Source organism: Garicola koreensis, assembly GCF_014195445.1.
Lineage (GTDB): Bacteria > Actinomycetota > Actinomycetes > Actinomycetales > Micrococcaceae > Nesterenkonia > Nesterenkonia koreensis.
The window spans coordinates 1108425-1131046 of record NZ_JACIBT010000001.1 but is presented as its reverse complement, the minus strand read 5'-3'; the positions used below and the strand labels follow the sequence as shown (position 1 = coordinate 1131046).

The 22622-nt window shown below is 64.8% G+C and carries 24 protein-coding genes and 1 other RNA gene; 15 read left to right on the top strand and 10 right to left on the bottom strand.

Annotated elements, in window-relative coordinates:
- Positions 1-10: 10 nt before the first annotated feature.
- A complete protein-coding gene (locus tag FHX47_RS05320; RefSeq protein WP_183357771.1) occupies positions 11-1204 on the bottom strand; it encodes a PucR family transcriptional regulator in 1194 nt (397 codons plus the stop codon).
- A 9-nt stretch (positions 1205-1213) separates the two neighbouring features.
- The gene (locus FHX47_RS05315) at positions 1214-2533 is read right to left on the bottom strand and encodes a short-chain fatty acid transporter (protein ID WP_183357891.1); all 1320 of its coding nucleotides are present in this window, start codon (positions 2531-2533) and stop codon (positions 1214-1216) included.
- 367 nt (positions 2534-2900) lie between these two features.
- Here FHX47_RS05315 and FHX47_RS05310 point away from each other — a divergent pair, with 367 nt between their 5' ends.
- Both FHX47_RS05310 and FHX47_RS05305 read left to right on the top strand, forming a co-directional pair.
- On the top strand, positions 2901-3458 hold the full coding sequence (locus tag FHX47_RS05310) for a MaoC family dehydratase (RefSeq protein ID WP_183357770.1): 558 nt from the start codon (positions 2901-2903) through the stop codon (positions 3456-3458).
- The gene (locus FHX47_RS05305; protein WP_183357769.1) at positions 3455-4339 is read left to right on the top strand and encodes an HpcH/HpaI aldolase/citrate lyase family protein; all 885 of its coding nucleotides are present in this window, start codon (positions 3455-3457) and stop codon (positions 4337-4339) included. The genes FHX47_RS05310 and FHX47_RS05305 overlap by 4 nt, the downstream gene beginning before the upstream one ends.
- 34 nt (positions 4340-4373) lie before the next feature.
- Here FHX47_RS05305 and FHX47_RS05300 read toward each other — a convergent pair whose 3' ends face one another.
- Positions 4374-5108, bottom strand: coding sequence for a PepSY domain-containing protein (locus FHX47_RS05300; RefSeq protein ID WP_183357768.1), 735 nt, complete (start codon positions 5106-5108; stop codon positions 4374-4376).
- A gap of 83 nt (positions 5109-5191) precedes the next feature.
- Positions 5192-8995, bottom strand: coding sequence for an FtsK/SpoIIIE domain-containing protein (locus FHX47_RS05295; RefSeq protein ID WP_183357767.1), 3804 nt, complete (start codon positions 8993-8995; stop codon positions 5192-5194).
- Positions 8996-9200: 205 nt separating this feature from the next.
- Here FHX47_RS05295 and FHX47_RS05290 point away from each other — a divergent pair, with 205 nt between their 5' ends.
- The 13 genes from FHX47_RS05290 to smpB all read left to right on the top strand — a co-directional run bounded on the left by FHX47_RS05290 (position 9201) and on the right by smpB (position 19757).
- Entirely contained in the window at positions 9201-10184 is a 984-nt protein-coding gene (locus FHX47_RS05290; protein WP_183357766.1) for a hypothetical protein, read from the top strand.
- A complete protein-coding gene (locus tag FHX47_RS05285; protein ID WP_183357765.1) occupies positions 10181-10954 on the top strand; it encodes a hypothetical protein in 774 nt (257 codons plus the stop codon). The genes FHX47_RS05290 and FHX47_RS05285 overlap by 4 nt, the downstream gene beginning before the upstream one ends.
- A gap of 293 nt (positions 10955-11247) precedes the next feature.
- Positions 11248-12489, top strand: coding sequence for a TadA family conjugal transfer-associated ATPase (locus tag FHX47_RS05280; protein ID WP_183357890.1), 1242 nt, complete (start codon positions 11248-11250; stop codon positions 12487-12489).
- Positions 12490-13356, top strand: coding sequence for a type II secretion system F family protein (locus FHX47_RS05275; RefSeq protein ID WP_183357764.1), 867 nt, complete (start codon positions 12490-12492; stop codon positions 13354-13356).
- Positions 13353-14279 (top strand): type II secretion system F family protein, encoded by a 927-nt coding sequence (locus FHX47_RS05270; RefSeq protein WP_183357762.1) that lies wholly within the window; start codon positions 13353-13355, stop codon positions 14277-14279. Before FHX47_RS05275 ends, FHX47_RS05270 begins: the two co-directional genes overlap by 4 nt.
- A 22-nt stretch (positions 14280-14301) precedes the next feature.
- The gene (locus FHX47_RS05265) at positions 14302-14475 is read left to right on the top strand and encodes a hypothetical protein (RefSeq protein ID WP_183357895.1); all 174 of its coding nucleotides are present in this window, start codon (positions 14302-14304) and stop codon (positions 14473-14475) included.
- Complete coding sequence (locus FHX47_RS05260) at positions 14472-14858, top strand: TadE/TadG family type IV pilus assembly protein (protein ID WP_343064306.1); 387 nt, start codon at positions 14472-14474, stop codon at positions 14856-14858. Before FHX47_RS05265 ends, FHX47_RS05260 begins: the two co-directional genes overlap by 4 nt.
- Positions 14845-15297, top strand: a complete 453-nt coding sequence (locus tag FHX47_RS05255) for a hypothetical protein (protein WP_183357761.1) — start codon at positions 14845-14847, stop codon at positions 15295-15297. The genes FHX47_RS05260 and FHX47_RS05255 overlap by 14 nt, the downstream gene beginning before the upstream one ends.
- Positions 15298-15300: 3 nt before the next feature.
- The gene (locus FHX47_RS05250; protein WP_183357760.1) at positions 15301-15738 is read left to right on the top strand and encodes a hypothetical protein; all 438 of its coding nucleotides are present in this window, start codon (positions 15301-15303) and stop codon (positions 15736-15738) included.
- A 44-nt stretch (positions 15739-15782) separates the two neighbouring features.
- Entirely contained in the window at positions 15783-16895 is a 1113-nt protein-coding gene (gene prfB / locus FHX47_RS05245; RefSeq protein ID WP_183357758.1) for a peptide chain release factor 2, read from the top strand.
- 20 nt (positions 16896-16915) lie between these two features.
- Positions 16916-18280, top strand: a complete 1365-nt coding sequence (gene ftsE, locus FHX47_RS05240) for a cell division ATP-binding protein FtsE (RefSeq protein WP_183357757.1) — start codon at positions 16916-16918, stop codon at positions 18278-18280.
- Entirely contained in the window at positions 18277-19194 is a 918-nt protein-coding gene (ftsX, locus tag FHX47_RS05235; protein WP_183357756.1) for a permease-like cell division protein FtsX, read from the top strand. The genes ftsE and ftsX overlap by 4 nt, the downstream gene beginning before the upstream one ends.
- A gap of 59 nt (positions 19195-19253) precedes the next feature.
- Positions 19254-19757 carry an SsrA-binding protein SmpB gene (smpB, locus tag FHX47_RS05230; RefSeq protein ID WP_183357755.1) on the top strand — a complete coding sequence of 168 codons (504 nt, stop codon included), beginning with the start codon at positions 19254-19256 and terminating at the stop codon, positions 19755-19757.
- Positions 19758-19764: 7 nt separating this feature from the next.
- On the opposite strand, the gene FHX47_RS05225 is transcribed toward smpB, so the two are convergent.
- From FHX47_RS05225 to FHX47_RS05205, 6 genes are all read right to left on the bottom strand, one after another.
- Entirely contained in the window at positions 19765-19950 is a 186-nt protein-coding gene (locus tag FHX47_RS05225; RefSeq protein WP_183357754.1) for a DUF6480 family protein, read from the bottom strand.
- A 253-nt stretch (positions 19951-20203) separates the two neighbouring features.
- Positions 20204-20338, bottom strand: coding sequence for a hypothetical protein (locus FHX47_RS10955; RefSeq protein ID WP_281376177.1), 135 nt, complete (start codon positions 20336-20338; stop codon positions 20204-20206).
- A gap of 201 nt (positions 20339-20539) precedes the next feature.
- Positions 20540-20918, bottom strand: a transfer-messenger RNA (tmRNA) gene (ssrA, locus tag FHX47_RS05220).
- 87 nt (positions 20919-21005) lie between these two features.
- Positions 21006-21383, bottom strand: coding sequence for a fluoride efflux transporter FluC (locus tag FHX47_RS05215; RefSeq protein WP_183357753.1), 378 nt, complete (start codon positions 21381-21383; stop codon positions 21006-21008).
- Entirely contained in the window at positions 21380-21877 is a 498-nt protein-coding gene (locus FHX47_RS05210; protein ID WP_183357752.1) for a CrcB family protein, read from the bottom strand. Before FHX47_RS05210 ends, FHX47_RS05215 begins: the two co-directional genes overlap by 4 nt.
- 27 nt (positions 21878-21904) lie before the next feature.
- Positions 21905-22621: a metal-dependent transcriptional regulator gene (locus tag FHX47_RS05205; RefSeq protein WP_183357751.1), complete on the bottom strand. Its 717-nt coding sequence runs from the start codon at positions 22619-22621 to the stop codon at positions 21905-21907.
- Position 22622: the final 1 nt, after the last annotated feature.

The following is a 22622-nucleotide window of genomic DNA, read 5'->3' as shown; positions in this document are numbered from 1 at the left end:
TCGTAGCTGACTACGAAGCTAGTCGACGTCGTGCTCTTCGGCGGGGGTGGGCGGCCAGCACCCAGGAGAGTTCGATCAGGGTGTTCAGGTCACCCAGGTCGGCGCCGGTGATTTCGCGGAACCGCTGCAGGCGGTAGCGCAGCGTGTTGACATGCACCGGGATGCTCCGGGCGGCGAGTGGGATGCTCATCCGGTGGGTGAGATAGGCATCGACCGCCTCGATGACGTGCTCTCCGAACTCTCCGGTGTTCTCCAGCGGGGCAAGATGCAGCTGATGCAGCAACTGGGTGACCTCGGGGCTGGAGTGGATGCCCAAGCGCCAGGAGAGCCGCTCCAGGGTGAGGACGCCTGACATTCCCAGGGTCTGGCCGGCCTGCAGCGCCAACGAGGCCGATTCGAAGGAACGCGGGAGCTCATCGACCATGGTGGCTTCGCCCACGCCCACCGCAAGACTCTTGGGGTGGCGATCCGGCACAGCGGGTCCCGCCATGATGCCCACCAGGGAGCTGCCCTGCACGGCGGTGAGGATGCGGGTGCCGGCTGCCTCAGCCCAGGCATGGAGGCGATGCTCACGGTCACCTTCGGTGCCCGGGGGTGCATCGGCGACTAGTGCGCGCACCGGGTCGGCGGTGGGTACGTCATACAGGGTGGCGCCGCGGGTGCGTTCCGCCGGGGCCAATCCGGTGGTCACCACGTTGCGGATCCACTCCGAGCGGCGTGTGGAGTCTGCGACCGCCCGGGAGACTTCCCGCTGCTGGTAGACCTCCACGGCACGGCTGGAGAACGCGTCCCCCAGGGCCCACAGCAGTGTTGAGGACCTCAGCACCTGGTCGGCTGGGATGTTCTCCTCAGGGGCGATGTCCAGCAGCCGGTGAAAGATGAACGACAGAGACACCCGGAAGCCGGCCAGCACGCTGCCGATGGGCACACCCTGGGCGTGCCGCTCTTCAGCCAGCGCATCAGCCTCGCCCATGCCCGCAGGATGTGGTTCTGTGCCCTCCTTGATGGTCCGAATGCTCAGCGCAATATTTCTGCGCACCGATTCTTCCAAGGACCGGGTGGGGACGTTGTCGTATCCGGGAACTGTGGCGCGCAGGTTCTCCACGCTCTGCTCGACGATGGATTCGTCGTCGTGCATCTGCTGCAGCAGCTGCTCCCAGCGCTGGTCGTGCCGTGCGGAGGCTAGAGACTCAGAGGTGGGCATGCCTCCAGACTATAGGGAGACCAGCACCAGCGCGGAGCCGAAGACGATCCCTGAGGCGATCAGCGTGATGGTGGTGTATCCCAGGATGTCACGCATCTTCAGCCCCGCGATCGCCAGCAGCGGCAGCGCCCAGAAGGGCTGGATCATATTGGTCCACTGGTCGCCGTAGGCCACGGCCATGATGGCCACTGCCGGGTCGGTTCCCAGCGAGTCGGCGGCCTCCAGCAGGATGGGCGCCTGCACGGCAATCTGGCCGCCGCCGGAGGGGACGAAGAAGTTGACCAGTCCCGCGGAGAAGAAGGCGAACAGTGCGAAGGTCTGCGGGGTGGAGATTGCCACGAACGCTTCAGAGATGATGGTGATCAGCCCCGTTCCGCCCATGATGCCCAGGATGCCGGCGTAGAGCGGGAACTGCAGCAGAATCTCACCCACGTTGGAGGCGGCCTTCTTGGTCAGTGCGATCAGTTCGAAGGGATTGCGCACCAGCAGCATGATCAGCGTCAGGAAGCTCCAGTTGACGATGTCCAGCGTCAGGGAGCCGCCTCCGGAGAAATGAATGACCAGATACGCCACCAGCATCAGCCCGGTCAGCAGGGTTGGAATGCGTGAGGCGTCCACCCGGTCTGCCGGGGTCTCCACCGCCTCGTCGACCTCAACCTCCTTCTCCCGGGCATCGACGGTCAGCGGCACGATGGCCTTCGCATTGCGCGGCGCGATGAGGAACAGCGCCAGGCCCACCAGCAGGATCGTGGCCAGAACTGCGAGCAGGTTCCACGTGGTGAAGATCGTCTCGGTGATCGCAAGCGGCTCGCCGAGCTGGTCCGCGACGAAGGAGTCCGGGGTGGCTGCCAGCAGCGGCCCGGAGGCGGAGTAGCCCATGTGCCACATCACGAACCCGGAGAATGCGGCGGCCACCAGCATGGGGAAGTGCACCAGCTGCTCACGACGACGGAACTCGTAGGCGACCTCCCGAGCCAGCAGGGCGCCGGCCACCAGCCCCAGCCCCCAGGTGATCAGCGAACCCAGGGCGGCAATGAGGAACACGAACAGGTAGGCCTGCATGGCGGTCTTGGGCACCCGGGCCAGCCGGATCAGCAGCTTCCGCACCGGCCGGGTGTTGGCCAGGATGTAGCCGAGCAGAAGGACCAGCGCCATCTGCGTCATGAAGGCCAGCAGCCCGGCCAGTCCCATTCCCCACTCTTCGACCACGGTCACTGGTCCGGCGTCGGTGAAGATCAGCGCCAGGACCGCCACGATGAAGGTCAGCACGATGGCGAACACCAGAGCTGAGGGGATGAACCGCTCCACCAGGGTGTTCAGCGGGCGCATCAGTGTGCCCAGAACAGCACCACCGCCTTGGGTGCTCCGCTTGTCCGGTCCTGACTCATTCTTGTCCGGCTCCTGTGCCGTCATGGCAGCCTCCTTCGGTGCGAGAACGTCCCACTCTCACAGGTGGGCATCAGGGTTCAGCGTGCCCCTGTGGTGTGGTATACGCTACATCTGCGCATGCGAAATCAGAGGGTGAATCTTGTGTGTCGCTACAAACGGGGAGCGTCTCACGATGGGGCACGCGTTCGATACGATGAGGAGGCTGGGTGTGAACTCGACCACGTACGGGTGGGACGCTGGGGCGGCGTCGTGCCTGACCCAGTGAATCGACTGCCCAGTGAACTTAGCCGCTGACGGGAGCTGAAGCATGCCAGATGATCCGATTTCTTCTCACCCTGCGCGGATCGAGCAGCGCGGTCTCTACCTCGACGAGATGCAGCTGGGGGCGACCTATTATCACGCCCCGGGCAGAACCATCACCGAGGCCGACAACACGCTCTTCACCACGATGACGATGAACACCCAGTCGCTGCACCTGGACGCCCATTGGTCATCGGCGCAGCCCTTCGGCCAGCCGCTGGTCAATTCGATGATGACGCTCTCCACTCTGGTGGGACTGTCGGTGGGTCAGCTGACGCAGGGAACGATCGTGGCGAACCTGGGGTTCGAGGCCGTGGACTTCCCCGCCCCGGTGTTCATCGGTGACACCCTCTACGCCGAGACGCTGATCGAAGAGAAGCGCGATTCTAAGTCGCGACCGGGCCAAGGAATCGTCACCTTCGTCCATACGATGCGCAATCAGGAGGCAACGGTGGTGGCCCGCTGCACCCGAAAGACTCTGATGTGGCACTCCGCCCACGCGCCGAGGGGCAACCGGCCAGCAGGACCCGAAGCAGGAACTGATCAGAGTGAGGCAGACGCATGAGCAGCACTGTTCCACAGACGTCCGGCCCGGCGATGCTCTTCTGCCCCGCAGATCGTCCCGAGCGCTATGCCAAGGCGCTGGACCGGGCAGATTCAGTGATCTTCGACCTGGAGGACGCGGTGGCGCCCGAGCAGAAGCCAGCGGCTCGCCAGCATCTGCGCCGATGGTGCCAGGACGAGCAGAACCACGCCTATCTTGAGGCTGATCCGGTCCGTGTGGTGGTGCGTATCAATGCCGCCTCCACTGAAGACTTCGCCGCAGACCTGCAGGCCCTCTCTGGCACCGGCGTCAGAGCGGTGATGCTGCCCAAGGCCGAATCGGCCCAGCAGATCGAGAAGATCACCGAGGTCCTGCCCGAGGTCTGCGTGCTGGCGCTGTGCGAAACCCCGCTGGGCGTCATCAGGTCCGAACAGATCGCCCAGCACCGGACGGTCAGCGGTCTGATGTGGGGCTCTGAGGACCTCATCGCCGCTATCGGCGGGTCCTCCTCCCGCACCGAGCAGGGCCAGTATCGTCAGGTGGCGCAGCACTCGCGCGCCGCGGTGCTGCTCAGTGCCACCGCGTTCGGCAAGCAGGCCATCGACTCGATCTACGCCGACTTCTCCGACGCTGAGGGGCTGGCCGCTGAGGCCAGGGACGCCTCTGCCAGCGGGTTCGTGCTGAAGGCCAATATTCACCCCTCGCAGGTGGGTGTGGTCCGCAGAGCCTATGCGCCCTCGGATGAGGAGGTGGAATATGCTCAGGCGCTGCTGGCTGAGGTGCACCGCTCCGCCGGGGCGGTGCAGTTCCGGGGTGCGATGGTTGATGAACCGCTGATTCGGCATGCGGAGAACATTGTGGAACGCGCTGAGAAGCAGGAAGCCGGCGCCCCATCAGAGTAGGACGCCGGCTGCTGCGTGAGCGGTGTGTGAGGTACTACTGGTCCACGTTGACCACCTCACCATTGGTGACGTCGATGTCGACCTCGGTGTCGTTGTCCAGCTCGATCTGCCACACCACGGTGCCGTCCTCGGTGTCGAGCTCACCCTCGTCGGGTTCGGCCCCGCCTTCGGACTCAGCACTCTGGATCGCCTCGGAGATCTCGATCTCTACGGCCTCGGCCTCTTCGCGGTCGTCGCCGTCGATGTCATCCTCCTCAGTGTCGATGATCTCGAAGGACTCGGAGTCGATCTCAAGCTCCCACTCGGTCTCACCGTCATAGACGGCGACCTCGACGTAGCCGTCGTCGTCCGTGTTGTCCTCGAACTGGGTGATCACGCCACCGTCGTACTCGGCCAGGGCAGCTTCAACGGCCTGGTAGACCGGATGGTCCCCGCCGCTACCGCCTTCGGCTGTGCCCTCATCGGTAGCCGTCGCCTCATCAGTGGCAGTATCCTCGTCGGTGGCATCCTCAGTGGGAGTCTCCTCCTCTGCGGTGGCCTCCTCGGTCTCAGCAGCGGCGCCTTCATCGGCGGTCTCTGTGGCCTGGTTAGTCTCTTCGTCCGTTGCCTCAGAAGTTTCCTGGGTTTGAATATCGTCGGCTGCTCCGCCGTCTTCGGTGGTGTCTTCACCGTCGTCCGGGGCGCATGCGCTCAATCCCAGCGCCGCGACGGCGGCGAGGGACAGGGCGACTCGTGATGTTCGGCGATGTGCATGAGTTGTATTTGTCATATCTTTATATTCTCTCACGTCAACTCTTAAATGACAGTGAGACAGCTTACTCTTTGGCTTTATGAGCAAAGTCTAATGATCAGTCAATGATCAGGTGGCACGGCCCACTGTGCGACGAGTGCGCCTTCGGGTCGCAGGTGCACCGCACGGCCGGGTATCGGCCGATCCAACAGCGGCAGTATGGCCGCGAAGGATTCGGCCTCACTGCGGCTGACGGGGCTGAGAATCACGTTGCTGCCCTGAGTCCGGGCCGGGTGAGCCCAGGGCAGCTGGCTGAACACTGCCCCCGAGGCCGGCGCGGTTGCGACGACGCGGGCGCCGGCGGTGATCGCCTGCTGAACGGTGTGGTGCTGTTCAGCAGTGCACCTGTGGGCATCGTCTATCAGGAGCACCTGGGACGGATCATCCGGCACACCGGCTGCACCGTGCATCAGGGTGGCATGGGCCATCCTGTGGTCCAGCAGACGCAGGCAGCTGCTCTTTCCGGTGCCGGGGGATCCCAGGATCAGGTTCACCGGACCCAGCTGAAGGGACACCGGTGCCCACGTCAGCTGCTGCACCGCGACCACGACACCGTCATCGTTGGTCTCCGGGTGGGGTCGATGCTGTTCGGACAAGTGCTGTTCAGTCAGGTGATCCGGAAGCGCGCGGACTTGTATGACAGGACTCTGGGGCGTCGGCGGTGGGTCCTCCGTCGTCGCTTCGCTGTGGTCCGAAGTTTCGGTGCTCAGCTGCACGGTCAGCCCGGGGGAGGGGATGGTGGAGCTGATGAGCACTCCGCGGCCGGGCAGCGGGTCGGTGCTGCGCAGCTTGGGCCACAGGTAGGTGACGTCTTCCCCGGAGCCGAAGGGCAGGTAGATCCGCTGGGCAAATCGGCCGGAGAGTTTTCCCACGGCGAGCTCCCGGCTGCCGGCGAGCAGTACGCTGATTCCGGCCTGGGGGCCTTCGGCCACGAGGGTGGCCAGCTGGTGTTCGAACCCGAAGCCGGTCTGCGGGGAGGCCAACCACTGGGAGTAGCCGGTGATGACGAGCACCAGCGGCTGCTGCGACCGTCCGCGCCCCATACGCCGATCCGCCAGCTCACGGCAGAGCTGGTCCACCAGGTGGGCGGCTTCGGCCATGTGCTCTTCACTCAGCCAGGCCCCTACCCGGGGGTGCCCGTCCAGCTGGGTCAGCGATCGGTCCCCATCGAGCAGATACACGGCGACCGGCCCCTCCGCGGTGAGCAGCTGACTGGTCACCGACAGGCATACTGCTGCGGCAGCGGCGGCTGCTTCGCCGATGAGCGCATATGACTGTGGGTGCTGCGGGTCCAGGCGCAGATCGTACTGGGACTGGGATGCGGGGTCATCGACCTGCCCCAGCAGTGCACCAGGTTCTGTGCTCAGCGCGTGCTGTGGCCCTAGGGTCTGCGGCAGCGGTGGAAGAAGCGGAGTGTGCACCCGATGCAGATTGCAGACTCGCAGCTGCTCCACCAGTGTGGTGATGACATCATCATGGGTCGGTGCCGCAGGTGCCGCGGGTACCGGCAGAGACTCCGGGGCGGCGTACAGGGCAGGTTCGGTGGCCCGCAGCAGCGCTGTCTGCAGCTCCACCGGGCGCTCTCCGGGGCGACGCAGCAGGGCGCGTCCGGGTGCCCGACGAGAGATCTCTGCCGCATCGGGGGTTCCGATGACGTCCCTGGACTCGTCCTCACCCCGCATGCGAAGGGCGATCGCGGCGCCGATATTGGCGCGAATGTCGGCAGTCACGGCGCCTTGGGGACGTTGGGTGGAGAGCACCAGGTGAAGCCCCAACGACCGGCCCAGAGTCGCCAACCGCATCAGTTCGTCCAACTGGTGGGGCAGTTCGTGGGCGAAGATGCGAAATTCGTCAATGACCACCAACATGCGTGGCAGGGGGTCATCGCTGAGCATGCGGTACTCGGTGTAGTCTCCGGCGCCTGAGGAGAGAAAGAGGCGCTCGCGGCGGACCAGTTCGCTGCGGATGCTCTCGATGGTCCGCTCGGTCGCCGCTTGGGAGAGGTCGGTGACGACGCCGAGGATGTGTTCGACCCGGGCCATATGCTGAAACGTTGCTCCGCCCTTGAAGTCTACGAGAACCATAGTGAGTTCCTGCGGGCTGTAGCGTGCACACAAGGAGAGCAGCAGCGTCTTCAGCAGCTCCGACTTCCCCGAGCCCGTCGTGCCGGCGATCAGCACGTGCGGTCCGTCGCTGACCAGATCCAGCTTCTCGCAGCCGGCGGTACCTGCTCCGAGGTCGCCTACCAACTCATTAGCAGCGGCACCGGCGAACAAGTCGTCGTCAATCCTGCCCACAGCACGCTCAGGAAGTTCATCAGGTCCCGCAGAGAAGGCGGCGCGCGGTACCGCCAAGCGGCACAGCTCACGCAGCGTGGCATCGCTGAGTCCATCCATCCGAAACTCTTCGGCATGGCGTACCGCAGCTGTGGGGTCACCGCGCCGGTGCACCGTCTGATCACCGAGACTGACCTCCCATCCCGGGCGGGAGCCGTCTGCGGGATTCTGCGCGGGGAGGACAACGTGCCAACCGGCTCGCAGTGCCTGGTCGACGTCGATCTGTTCCAGGGGCTCAGCACACAGCAGTACGCCGCTGCGTTGAGACGGTGGCCCGTTGGAGGAGACGTCGGATTCGGCGATCACTCGACATGTGGGCAGATCGCGCAGCTCGGCGATGGCGAGTTCAGAGGAATCGCCGACCACAACGATCCCACCCCGGACGGGATTGAGGACCAGCTGCAAAAGAATCCATCGCAGGATCCGCAGACGCTCGCGCCGCGGCCCTGAGACCGTGGTGGTCTCTCCGGCGAGAAACTCGACCCCAACGGCCGTGACGACCCTCTCAGGGTGCTGACTCTTGGCCGTCTCTCCACTCTGCAGCTGGGCCTGCACACGGCCCAAGCCTAAGCGCACTGCTGGGTGCCCCTGCGCGTTTGCCGAGACATGAACGGTGCCCTCACCGCGAAGCAGCCGCGTCGCCCGACCAGGGGAGAGCAGGGTTCGGGCAGTCTCTGCGCCCCAGGCCTCTGCCGCCTGCTGCCGGGCACGGCGGTACCGGCTCCGCTGCCGGCGACCGTGCAGAAAGATGATGGTGGCAACTAACGCACTGGCACCGCTGAACAGCAGGAAGAACCAGAGCCCGGTCACCAGAACCAGCACCACTCCTGCCACCAGCGGCACGAGTGCGAACGCCAACATCATAGTGTTTCTGCCTTCGGGAGGCTTGCCGTCCACCGGCGCATCATGCGGCGGCCAGGACTGCGGTGCTGCCGGCGGTGGGGCGCCGAGAACCAAGTGGTAGGCAGTTGTTCCCAGTTCGAAGCCCTCAGTTGTGGTCACCGTTCTTCCGAGGTCCGTCTGCGAGCTCTTCAGCCTGACGTCATGGGCGCCGACGTCCAAAACTGCCTCGCGGCGAGAGAGGCGAGGATCGGCGACGGACACATCAACCTGCCCCCGTCCGATCACGTGCCCGCCCCGGCGCAGCGGCAGCAGGCGTCCCGCGTCAGGGCCTGAATCCAGGCACAGGCTCAATGGCGTCGCGCGAATCGCGGTGAGGGGCAGTTGCCGCGGGGCTATCAGGATCACCATGCCGGGGTGCAGCAGGGGTGACCCAGCTTCGAGGGAGGCGAGGCTGACGCCTGCAGTACTCAGTGCGAACTCAGCCCTGTCAGCGCCGGCGACGTCGGCGAGGAATGTATCTATGGCAGTCGCAAGCTGGGCTCCGGAAATGTCGTGAGCCGCCGCATCAGCCCTGACGACGATGCGGCTCTCATGGTGATAGGAGCCCGGTGCTCTCCTGAGCAGCCGCTCCCACACGGGTTCAGGCACTGCTCCGGGTGCATGCACCAAAGTCACTGCCACGCTCATTCTGCGCCTCCATGAATCCACATCTGTACCAGATGAGATATGAGCGTATATCAAACACCATCAAACGTCCCCCAAAGACAAAACAGCCTGTGGATAAGGTCCTCATCCACAGATCGTCGACAGATTCGAGCTGGTAGCACAACGCCGTATAGAATGTCCAACAAGCAGCATCCCGCGCCACAGGATGAGAATTGTTGAAGTATTCATGACCATTGACGTAGTGACGCTTCTCCGCGAGCTCGACTTCAGCATCGCCGAGGGCACCTCGAGCACGTCATGGCTTCTGGGCGCGCCGGATGGTAGGTTCTTCGAGGTCACCCTCACCGTTCCGACTACGCGGCTGAACGCCCACATCGTCCGCAATCATTCTGCCCACCAGCGGACCGATCGTCGCCTGCTGATCGGTGAGTCCGCCACTGCGCAGGTCACAGCTCGGGCCATGGCTGGTCAGATCGACATTCTCACCGCTGAGCCGATCCGGCTGATCCACCACGGGGTCACCTATGCGACGGATGACGAGCCGGTCCAGGGTCACCACGTTCCGTTTCCCAGGCGGCCGGCCTGGATGCGATGGGCCGTGGAGCGGTATCTGCTGCTGGCCAAAGAACCGGTTCGCCAGCCGATGATCGCAGCGGCTCTGGGCACCAGCCAGCAGAGCGTCTCCAATGCCGTGCGCTCTCTGGGAGAGCTCGTCGCCGACCAACCGGATGGGTTCATCGCCGCCGACCGGGCTTCGATGTTGGAGCACTGGATGGGAGTGTATCCCGGACCCGGGGGCCAGGAGTTCGGCTGGTACAGCGTGGATCCGATCGTCGAGCAGGTCTCGACAGCCGTGAGAACGGCGAATCTGCTGGGCGCGAATCCTCTTGTGAGCGGAGACGTCGCCGCAGACCAACTCGCCCCGTGGAAGCTGCCGGCCCGAGGCCGGATCTACCTCGCCGAACCCGTTGACCTACTGGGTGAGGGATTCGTGCCCGCACCGGTGAAGGAGGCCTCTCTGACCACCCGTGTCCCACGCGACCCCAGCATCCCTGGCCTGGCTGAACTCCACGCCCATGTGCGGGAACCGGCGAGGATCACCCTGGCCGATGCCGCGATCGTCTACTGGGACATGGCCATCAGCACCGACATCGACAGCGCAGAGGCTGGTGAGCACCTCGCCGCCACACTCATCGGAGACGATTCATGAGCGAGGTCGTCGAGATCAGAGTTCACGCGATGAACAGAGCCGATGATCTGTGGTACCGCGGCCAGTACGCAGTGTCCCAGGCGGTGAACGAACGCGAGGAATTCCGGATTGTGGGCGGCCACATGGTGCGCCTGTTGCTGCACGTCTATCCCACGGCTCAGGTGGTCCCTCGATCCACCCTCGACGCCGATGCCGCGATCGGCAACGTCGAAGTCGTCGGGCCCGTCGTGCACAGTCTGATGAAGCAGAAGTTCACGAAGGAGAAGGGCAATCTTTTCTCCCGGACGTTGGAGGGCGGCGAGCGAGTCGAGATCAATCTGCTGCTGCCGCGCAGCGGACCTGCTCCAGGGGTTCGGTCTCAAGCAGTACCGGGGGTCGGAGAGGTCGACACGCTGCCCGAGCTGAGCTTCGCGATGAATCAGTCCCCTTTGGTCTTGGATGTCACCGCTGAGCTGATCGGCGGCCGGACGATCCGCTACCGGACCATGATCCCCGATCCGGAGACAGCGGTGATCCTCAAGGCACACAGCTGGAACAATCGTCGAGCCGCGAAAGATCTGGCTGATCTGCATTCTCTGCTCGAGATCCGGCAGGAGCATCCGAAGACCTCATGGTCCCTGAACGACCCCCAGAGGGGATTTCGGAGGGCTGCCGCGAGGATTCTGCAGAAGCTGGGCGAACAGCTGCCTCGCCAGAGGACAGGCTTCGAGTTGCCTGCTTCTCTGGATCGGATGCGCTTGGCGGGCCTCATCGCCAAGCACGTGCGCTGAACATTTCAGCAAGCGGCCAGGAGACCTCCCCCCGTAGGCGACGCCTGGACCCAGACCTGTCAGATACTGCCGCTGACGCGCACGGCAGCTTCGATAATTAGGTCAGTCCAGTCACCAGGGCCAGTGCAGCAGGGGGTTAGCGTATATCAAACACGATCAAACGTCCCCCACAGGCAGGGGATCCTGTGGATAAGATCCCTATCCACAGATCGTCGACAGGGTCTACCCGAATACATTCCATGTCGCTAGAGTGTGAAACTGTGAGACCTTCAGCAGCGTCCCGCGGCGATCACATGACACATTCCGGCGAAAGGCCGCGTACCGAAGCTTTGACCGTCGTCGAGGACGAGGTGCGCGAGACTGTGCGCGCCCAAGGTATAGATCCCGCAGAGGACGGCGCCGCCGTCAGGACCATTGCCGACACTGTCATCGCAGACTATGACCGCAGGTCCCTCGTCTCGTCCCTGCCGCTGCTGGGGGATTTGGAAGCTGCCTCCAGGTATGTGGTCAACGCCGTAGCCGGGTACGGCGAACTCCAGCCGCTGTTGGAGGACAGCGAAGTCTCCGAAATTTGGTGGAACGATCCGAGCCAGATTTTTATCGAGCGCCGGGGGCGCCCAGAGCTGACGTCGGTGACACTGTCCGGTCGGCGCGTATCGGACCTGGTGGAACGAATGCTGAAATCGTCCGGACGCAGACTCGATCTCTCCTCACCTTTTGTCGACGCCGCGCTGCCCGACGGTTCTCGGCTCCACGTCGTCATTCCCGATATCACCAAGCAGCACTGGGCGGTGAACATCAGAAAGTTCATCACCAGGGCTTCGACGTTGGAAGACCTAGTGGGAGTGGGCTCCTTGACCCCAGGAGCAGCTGATTTCCTGGGCCACTGCGTGGCAGCGGGGTTGAACGTGCTCGTGTCTGGAGCCACTGGTGCCGGAAAGACGACTCTGCTGAATGCGCTCAGCGGCTCCGTCGGACCGCGTGAACGTGTGGTCACCGTCGAAGAGATCTTTGAGCTGCAGGTTCACCTGCGCGACGTGGTCGGTATGCAGTGCAGACAGCCGAACCTGGAGGGTGAGGGTGAGATACCGCTGCGGCGGCTGGTGAAGGAGGCGCTGCGGATGCGGCCTGACCGTCTCATCGTCGGAGAAGTCCGCGAGGCCGAGAGCTTGGATATGCTCGTCGCTCTCAACAGCGGCCTTCCCGGGATGTGCAGCCTGCACGCCAACTCGGCATCCGATGCGCTGACCAAGATCTGCACTCTGCCGCTGATGGCGGGAGAAAACATCTCCCGAAGCTTCATCCTGCCGACTGTGGCGTCCTGCATCGACCTGGTGGTCCACTGCGTGCGCACTCCGGCGGGGCGCTATGTCCAGGAGGTTCTTGGTGTCGGCACCCGTGTGGAAGCAGACACGATCGAGACCACACGGCTCTTCTCCCACGACGGTGGCAGGCTGCGTCCGAACCCGGCCGCCGTCTTCGAGCACCCGCTGCTCGACGACCGTGCCCGCGAACTGCTGCACGAGGGCAGCTAGATGAGCTATCTGTATGCTGTCGTCGCAGGGCTCGGGCTGGGGCTGGGCCTGCTGGTGACACTCAGCTCGTTCACTCCACGTCGGCCACGGGTGAAGACGAGCACCCGGACCGGGCGACTGCGCCGGCTGCTGGATGAGGCCGGCCACCAGCGGCTGCCGACATCAGCGCCCCTCATCGCCGTTCTTGCCTGCGCGGTCATCACCTTTCCCATCGTCTTCGCCGTGACCCAGGCCGTTCCTGTCGCAATATGCTTCGCCCTCTTCGCATCTGTGGTCCCGTGGGCGATTCTGAGCTGGCAGGCACGACGACGACGTGCGGTGCTCAGTGAAGTCTGGCCCGATGCCGTGGACCACCTGCGCTCTGCGATCCGTTCAGGCCTCGCCCTGCCCGAAGGTCTCATGGAACTGTCCCGCACCGGTCCAGAGGCGCTTCGGCAACCCTTCGCTGAGTTCGGCCGGGACTGGCGCGCTGGGATGCCCTTCGACGCGGCGCTGGAGCGACTGAAGAGTCGGCTCGCTGACCCTGTGGCGGATCGAATCATCATGGCTCTGCAGATCACTCGCGAATTGGGCGGCACTGACCTCGGCCGGCTCCTGGGCAGCCTGGCCGAGGTGCTTCGTGAGAATGCCCGGACCCGCAGCGAGCTGCAGGCTCGCCAATCGTGGACCATCAGCGGGGCTCGGCTAGCCGTGGCCGCACCGTGGATCGTCGTGCTGCTGCTGGCCACCCAGCCGGGGGCCGCCGAGTCCTACCGTGGAGCAGCGGGTATGGCTGTTCTGGCCGGAGGACTGGTGGTCTCGGTGCTCTGCTACCGGGTGATGCTGCGCATCGGAGTGCTGCCGAAGGAAGAGCGGGTGCTGGCATGACCGGTGAGCTGATCTGGGCGTCAGCCGGTGGCCTGGGCATCGGCGCGGGCCTGCTGCTGAGCATATTCGGGCTGCCGGTGCTCAATAAGCCTCGCATGGCGGAGCGTCTGGCCCCGTATGTGCAGTCAGCTGCGCCGAGCGCCGAGCTGTCCAAAGCACCCGTCCTCGGAGGCGCGGCACAGATCTTCGCCCCCGCTCTCAATATGGCGCTGAGGCAATTGGACCGGTTCAGCATGGATCCCGGACACCTCCAGCGTCGGCTGGACGAGGCGGACCTTTCGCTGAGCGTCACGGACTACCGACTGCAGCAGCTGGGGTGCGCGGCTGGTGCGGCGGCACTCGCCGTCGTCGGGGTCGTCGCAGCTGCAGCGTCGGGCCGCTCACACTGGTTCTTCGCGCTCATCGCGGTATCGGCCGCCACCGTCTTGGGAGTCGGGCTGCGCGACCAGGCGCTCTCGGCACGCATCCGAAGACGCCGTGCCCGCATGCTCGCTGAGTTTCCCACAGTCGCTGAGATGCTGGCTCTGGCCGTCAGCGCCGGAGACACCGCACCGGGGGCGTTCGAGCGCATCAGCCGTGCGGCCCGCGGCGAGCTCTCCACCGAGCTCAACGGCCTGATGCGCAGGACCCAAGCGGGAGTGCCCTTCACCTCAGCCCTGCGCGGGCTGGACTCCCGCCTCGGGGTCCCACAGATCGGCAGATTCCTTGAAGGTGTCGCCGTTGCTGTCGAGCGCGGCACGCCCTTGGCGGAAGTGCTGCGCGCCCAGGCCGCCGACGTTCGCGAACTCTCCAAACGTGACCTCATGGAGACTGCTGGACGACGCGAAATCAGCATGCTCGCGCCGGTGGTCTTCGGAATTCTCCCCACCACGGTGGTCTTCGCGCTCTTCCCCGGACTGTCTCTGCTCTCCATAGGACTCTGACCCACCCCACGAGAGGAAAATCATGAAACGCATCAGCGAACACCTCGCTCGGCTGCACGGCGAAGACCGGGGAGATGTTCCCGGCTGGGTGATGATCACCCTGATGTCTGCGGTGCTCGTCGCAGCCCTGCTGGCTCTGGCCACGCCGGCGCTGGAAGGCCTGTTCAACCAGGCGATCGACCAAGTCAGCCGGTGAACCGCGGCAGGTTCGGTGAAGAGCGCGGCTCGGCCACCGCAGAGTTCACCATGATCTCGGCCCTGCTGCTGGGGCTCTGCTTGGTCGTGGTGCAGATCGCCGGGATGGTCCACGTGCGCAACACGCTCATCGACGCCGCATCCACAGGTGCTCGCTTCGGTGCGCTGCACGACCGCACCGCCGACGACGGACTGGACCGCACCCGCGAACTGATCAGCAGCTCAGTCTCCGGCCGCTACGCAGAAAATGTCACATACGACTACTCCGAGTCAGCCCAGGGGCAGACTCTGCGCATCACGGTGCGAGCCCAGTATCCGCTGCTGGGCCTGTTCGCAGGAGTCGGCGACTTAGAGGTCAGTGGAAGCGCCTATGAGTTCGACTGAACCAGCTCCCCTGGGGCAGCGCCCCACAATCAGCGACGAGGAGGGGTCAGCCGTCATCGAGTTTCTGGCCCTGGGACTGTTGCTGCTGCTTCCGGCCGTGTGGTTTCTGCTGGCCGTGGCGGAGGTTCAAGCCTCCTCCTATGCCGCCGTCGGCGCCGCCGACCAGGCTGCCAAAATGCACACCACCGGCGACGCCGACCCCGGTGAGCGTGCCGCCCGAAGCGAAGCGGCCGTCACCGCCGCCCTGGCAGACTTCGGCATCGGCGCCGACCGTGCGCAGATCAGCAGGCAATGTTCACCCGGCTGCGAGGCAGAGGGCGCCCTGGTCGGCTACACGGTGGAGATTCGCGTCCCGGTCCCGCTGATCCCTGAGGTCGCCGGGCTGCAGCACCGGTTGGTCACCGTATCGGCCAGCTCCACCCAGGTGCTGGGAGAGTGAGCGGTGACTGAAGATCGTGACGATGAATCCGGGCAGACCAGCGTGCTGATCCTCGGAGTGCTGGCCGTGGTGCTGATGCTCAGTGCCGTGATCCTCGGGGCCACCACCGTGAACCTCAGCGCTCGCAAACTTGTCGCCGAAGCTGATGGTGCCGCCTCAGCTGCGGCCCACACTGCCCAGAGCAGCGGCATCGGACCCAGTGGACTGCCCCAGGCGCAGTCCGCACAGGTCACCGAAGCAGTCGAAGATCATCTGCAGACCTCCCAGGCCCACAGTCGGCACGACAATCTCACCGTGAGCCGGGCCTGGGCCTCACCGACGGGTCAGACGGTTCATGTCGAGCTGGCTGCCACCGCCCAGCTGCCGGTGCTCTCCTGGGTGCTGCCGGCTGAGGTCGAAGTCACCGGCGCCTCCCACGCCCGAGTGACCGTCCATCGCTGAGCCTGACAGGAGACGACAGCCGTGGGCGGTAGTGTAGATACGTTATGGCTGACACAGACTTTCCTGCCGAAATCGCCGAGGTACGCGACACCCTGCGGCGCATCACCGAGGTGATCGACGTTCAGGCGCTGCGTGAAGAGGTCGCAGACCTCGAAGAGCGTGCGGCTGCGCCCGATCTCTGGGACGACCAGGCCAACGCCCAGCGCGTCACCAGCCAGCTCAGCCACAAGCAGGCCCAGCTGGAGCGGATCACCACACTTGAGCAGCGCATCGACGACGCCGAAGTCATGGCCCAGATGGCAGCGGAGGAGGACGACGACGACGTCCGAAAAGAAGCCTCCGATGAGCTGGTCTCACTGCGCAGGGCGCTGGAATCCCTGGAGATCGTCACCCTGATGTCCGGCGAATACGACGAGCTCGACGCCGTGGTGACCATCCGTGCCGGTGCCGGAGGCGTGGATGCGGCAGACTTCGCCGAGATGCTGCTGCGGATGTACACCCGATGGGCCGCCTCCCGCCAATGGGAGGTCAAAGTCCTCGACACCTCCTACGCCGAAGAGGCCGGTGTGAAGTCAGCGACCTTCGAAATCAAAGCGCCCTACGCCTTCGGCACCCTCTCCGTTGAGGCCGGCACCCACCGCCTGGTGCGCATCAGCCCCTTCGACAACCAAGGGCGCCGCCAGACCGGCTTCGCCGCCGTGGAAGTCATCCCGCTGCTGGAGGGCACCGAGAGCATCGACATCGACGAGAACGACCTGAAGATCGACGTCTACCGCTCCTCCGGTCCGGGCGGGCAGAGCGTGAACACCACCGACTCTGCGGTGCGCATCACCCACATGCCCACCGGAATCGTAGTGGCGATGCAGAATGAGAAGTCTCAGATTCAAAACCGTGCGGCCGCCATGCGGGTGCTCGAATCCCGCCTGCTGCTGCAGAAGAAGGAAGAGGAGGCCGCTGAGAAGAAGGAGCTCGCCGGCAACATCAAGGCCAGCTGGGGTGATCAGATCCGCTCCTATGTGCTCCACCCCTACCAAATGGTCAAGGACCTGCGGACCCACCACGAAGTCGGCAACGCCTCCAGCGTGCTCGACGGTGACCTCGACGGGTTCATCGAAGCCGGGATCCGCTGGCGGGCCCAAGACTCAGAAAACTCCTAAAGCTTGAAGGCGCACCTGTCATGATCCGCTTCGAGCACGTCACCCGGCACTACGGCGATGCGGACGCTCCGGCGCTGAGTGACATCTCCATCGAGTTCAACCGCGCAGACTTCGTCTTCCTCATCGGCGCCTCCGGCTCCGGAAAGTCCAGTCTGCTGCGCATGGTGCTGCGCGAAAGCCTGCCGCAGCAGGGAAAAGTCTCGGTGGCCGGCCAGAACCTGAGCCTCATGCTGGAACGCCGGGTGCCTGAGTACCGGCGCAGCATCGGCATGGTCTTCCAGGATTTCCGGCTGCTTCCAGACAAAACGGTCTATGACAACGTCGCCTTCGCCATGCGCGTCATCGGAGCCTCAAGGTCCACGATCCGCAAACAGGTGATGAAGATCCTCTCCCGGGTCAAGCTCGATCACCTGGCCAAGCGCTTCCCGCATGAGATTTCCGGCGGCGAACAGCAGCGTGCCGCCATCGCCCGGGCGATCGTCAACTCCCCGGCGATCATCCTGGCCGACGAGCCCACCGGAAACCTCGATCCGCGCGCCTCCGAAGAGGTCATGAAGATCCTGCGCTGGATCAACGCCTCCGGCACCACGGTCATCATGGCGACCCACGACCGACCGATCGTCGACCGGATGAGCCGCCGCGTGGTGCAGCTGCACCAGGGCAAGCTGGTCCGCGACGAGCCCAACGGCCTCTACGATCCCCCCGAAGGCTCCGAAGCGTGGGAGATCCTCAGCGCGGAAGAGGCTGCCACCGGCCTGCGAGCCTCCGATCCGATGCCCCAGCGCACACAGCTGCACTCAGTGGTTGCCCCGGCAGCCCCTGCACCGGGCTCTGCACCGAGCTCGGACGCCGAAACCGCAGCTCCGACACCCCAGCCCACCGGGCCACAGGCGCCCGAACCACACGCGCGTGCGGCCGAACCCGTCACGGCCGTCAACCACTACCGGGTGACCTGGCCGCAGGACGACGCCGCCTCCGACTCCGCCTCCGATTCGCAGCCCGGTGCGGGGGTGGATGCAGCCGACCTGCCGCAGTTCGACGCGATACCTGCTGCCGAAACTGAGCCGGCAGAGCATACTCCGGCACCAGGACCCGCAGCGTCATCGGAACCCACACCCGCAACAGAGTCCGCAGAGCCCACAACTGACCCGGTGGACACTGTGCCGGCCGCACCCAAGACCGGATCCGCGCCGCGGCTGAACTGGCTCAGCCATGCCGAGGATCAGTCCCCGCCGACTGCCGAGCCGAAGGCTGAGCAGCAGTCTGAGGTCCCTCGACCCCGAGCCTCAGCTGCTGAGGCGACCTATGCCGAATCGCAGCGCACCGCTGAGCAGATCAGATCCTCCAAGGGCGGCCTCTTCCGCCGCAGCCGGAGGCAGCGATGAGCGGCCTGGCCTATCAGCTGGGGGAGACGCTTCGCTCGCTGCGCAAGAACACCGCCATGGTGGTATCCGTGGTGCTGGTGACCTTCATCTCGCTGGGCTTCGTCGGTGCGGCAGCCCTGATGCAGATGCAGGTCAACCAGATGACCGATGACTTCTACGACCGGTTGGAGGTCTCGGTCTTCCTCTGCACCGATGAGTCCGCGCAGTCCGCATGCCCCACCGGCCCGGTGACCGACGGTCAGCGCAGCAGCATCGAGGAGATGCTCGACGACGGCGCAGCCAGCCAGTACGTCGAATCCTGGCGGCACGAATCGCAGCAGGAGGCGTTGGAGAACTTCCAAGAGTCCCGCGGAGACAGTGTCCGTGCGGCCAACGTGACTGCCGATGACATGCCGGAGTCGTTCAGGCTGCTGCTGGAGGACCCCGAAGAGTACCCGGTCGTCACCGAGCTCTTCGCCGCAGTCCCCGGGGTGGAGTCGGTCGCGGACCAGCAGGAGATCCTCGACCAGATATTCGGCATCCTCAACGGACTCACTGTGGTGGTGCTGATCATCGCAGCAGTTATGATTCTCTGCACCGTGCTGCTGGTCTCCACCACGATCCGGCTCTCAGCGTTCAGTCGACGTCGGGAGACGTCGATCATGCGCATGGTGGGGGCCTCGAAGTCCATGATCCGTGTCCCCTTCATCGTCGAAGGGGTGGTGGCCGCTGTTCTTGGGTCGCTGCTGGCCTGCGCTGCGACCTGGGTCATCGCGGAGTTCCTGCTCGGGCAGTGGCTCTCGGAACAGGTGGTGGGCATTGCCTTCATCGGCGGGGCGGACTCATGGATCGTGATGCCGGGGCTGGTGCTGTTGGCGGGGCTGCTGGCAGGATTGTCATCCTGGGTGACAGTCCGCAAGTACCTGCGCGTATAATAGGACATCGGCTGTGAACCAACGGCCAAACCCCGTCGCTGTCCAAGGAGGTGTGATCTGTGGCGAAGAAGAAAAAGGGGCGTGCCCCGAAGGACCCCCGCAATCACACGGTTGCGCTGAACCGGCGCGCCCGCCACGACTACACCATTTCGGATAAGTATGAGGCCGGCCTGGTGCTCAACGGCACCGAGGTGAAGTCGCTGCGCGAAGGGCAAGCTTCGCTGATAGAGGGTTTCGCCGCGTTCGACGACAACCTGGAGCTGTGGCTGGAACGGGTGCACATCCCGGAGTACCTCAACGGCACGTGGACCAACCATGCGACCCGCAGGAAGCGTAAGCTGCTGCTCAATCGCAAGGAACTGGTGAAGATCTCCCGCCAGATCGAAGATCCCGGCCTGACAGTGGTGCCGCTGAGCCTGTACTTCAAAGACGGCCGAGCCAAGGTCGAGATCGGCATCGCCAAGGGCAAGCGCGAATTCGATAAGCGGCATGTGCTTCGGGAGAAGCAGGATGCCCGGGAGGCTGCGCGAGCAATGCGGATGCGCGAGGTGCGCTCGGCCTAGCAGCCCCTCAGCCGATGACGCCTGCAATATAGCCGACGAAGATCAGGACCACCAGCAGGATCGCCACAATCGCTGCCACAGTGAGGGCCACCTTTGACTTTGGTGGGCGGGTGGGCGCTGGATTCGGCGGAGTGGCGGTGGCTGAGTTTGATTCCGGTGGAGTCTGCCCCGGTTGCAGGCCCTCTGCGCCCACATCTGGGTCTTAGGTCTGCTGCGGATCCGGATCGATGTTCGGGTTCCGTGCCGTCTCGTCACGCCCGTAGCGGTCTCTGCTGTCCTCGTGCGGGGAGGTGGTCATTCCGGCTCACCTACTCGTAGTCGAATCGACAATGTGCTTCGTCCATGCCCCAGAGTTGTCCGCCAACTCATCTGTCAGTCTAACCGCGCGAAACGTCCGGTGGCATTGACACAACCTGTATGTGGGGTGAAGGGGACCTCCGAGGCGATCAGCCGGTGGGGCGGCCCCGATGCTTGCGAACTGCTGTGACGACCGCTGCGATGACCGCAGTGACGATGAAGACGCCCAGCACCACCGCAGACACCTGCGCGAAGATGATCACGAAACTCCACACGCTCTCCATAGTTACACGCTACGGAAAGCAGCCCAGGTGCACATCGGCTCCGGGGATGACTTCGGCCTCATACTGCAGGAGTAGTCAGCGGATCGGTCTCACTCATCGCGGCGGAGCTGTTGTCACGGGGCGGCTGCCAAGAGAGCAGAGGGCTTCAGCCACGAAAAAGGCCGCTGATTAGGGGTTTCCCCTAATCAGCGGCCTTTTGAACGGTGGAGCCGGCGGGAATTGAACCCGCGTCCGATCTGGATTTTCGTGGACTTCTCCGAGCGCAGTCTGCGTCAACGTGTTGCTCGGTCTCAGGTGTCATGCAGACCAGCACCTGACAGACCCAGTCGCAAAAAATGTCGGGAGTTCTTCCTGCGACGAGAACAACTCCCCAGTGGCTATCTAGCTGATGCCAGTCACTGAGTCGACAGCAAACTCAGGCTGACAGACTCGCGGTCGCTGTTATCAGGCAGCGAGGGCGAAGTCAGTGCGCTTAGATTCGGCACTTAATTGGGTGCACAAGCGGTTTTAACGTGGTCGCCTGGCATCCACGGCTCGCTTCTCCACGATCAACTCAGATCGTCGAAACCAAATCGGCCCCGTATGTGTTTATCAAACATGGTCCCACCACTGGTGGGTCTGTCAGTATATCTCAACGACGACCAACCGGGAAATGTTCCCGGCCGACTCAGCCGGCCAACGTCCAACCCAGCCAGGCACCGCCGCCTGCGGCGACTAGGCCGCATCCGGTGTGCACCAGCCACAGCGCTGCCGCTTTGACCCGGTGCCGGGTGGTCCACAGCTGCGCTGCGTGCAGCGAGACCGTGGCGAAGGTGCTCAGTGCCCCGATGAAGCCGACTGAGAGGAAACCCAGGGCGGCGGCGTCCCAGGAGGAGGTGCTGACGGCGCTGATGCCCAGCATGATGCCCAGCAGCAGCGACCCGAGCACATTGGCCACCAGGACCCCGGAGCGCAGGTAGGACTCCAGCAGGAACCGTGCGGCGGCACCCAGGGCCCCGCCGGCGGCCGCGGCCAACACCACTGGGACCGTCAGTTCCACGATCATGGTTCGTCCCCGTTTCCGAAGAGGGCCCGGCCCACGGTGATGCCGGCGGCCGCGGCCGCGGTGCAGAAGAGCATTCCCATCCCCAGATACGCCAGCATCTCCCACAGGCCGGCGGGGATCACCTCATCGCCGGCGACCGCACCGAAGAGGCTGGACTGCTGCGATGCCACCGCAGCCAGCATGACGGCGGAGAACGTGGTGAAGGAGCCCAACAGCCCAGTGCCCAGCACCGGCACGCCCCAACTGGGCAGGCCCCTCCACCGGTGAGCCACCGCAGTCAGCAGCCCCAGGGCCGCCGAGCCGCCCAGATTGATCATCAGTGTCGCCCACGGAAACTTCATGTAGTGCTCCTCGAAGGGAGCTCCGATGCTCAGCCGCAGCACCGAACCCACGGCACCGGCGACGGCGACGGCGAGGATCAGCGCACCCAGGGACAGTCCGTCCTCGCGGTGGGGCGCCCAGGGTTTGGCGGTTCGGTGATCGGATGTGGACACGGGGACCAGAATAGACCTGAGAGCGGCTTAAACCGCGACGCTGACCCGCACGGCGTGGGCAATCTGGTGCGACAGGTCGCAGTCCGGGCTGCCGGAGGGTCCCTGGAGCACCACATCACCGGAGCGCGAGGTGAGCACCCTCAGGCTCGCCCCGATCTCGATGCGCTGATCCGCCAGAGCGTGCAGCGCCTCCGGCACCGAATCGTCCACCTGCTCCACTCGCACCCGGGCGCCTTCGGGGGCCCGGCACAGCAGGGTGGTCTCCGGGTAGTCCAGGCTGAGGTCCTTCGCGGGAATCGGGTCCCCATGCGGGTCCGTGGTGGGATGGCCCAGCTTGGCGTCCAGACGTTCGACGAACGTCTCAGAGACTGCATGCTCCAGCCGCTCCGCCTCATCGTGGACCTCATCCCAGCTGTAGTCCAGTTCGCGCACCAACCAGGTCTCGATGAGCCGATGGCGGCGCACCATGGCAAGTGCCAGCCGTCGCCCGGCCGTCGTGAGCCGCAGCGGCGCGTACGGCTGATGATCCAGCAGCCCCAGCTCGGCCATCTTTCGGGTCATCAGCGATACCGAGGGATTGGAAACCCCCAGGGTTTTGGCCAAGGAGCTGGCCGTCACATCCGCACCCTCCCACTCGGCCAGGCCGTAGATCGTCTTCGCGTAGTCCTCCACCGAGGTGGTGGCACGCGGAGTCGCCCCGGTGGGCGGCAGAGTGGAACGGCCCTGGGCCGATGTTCTGGGCATA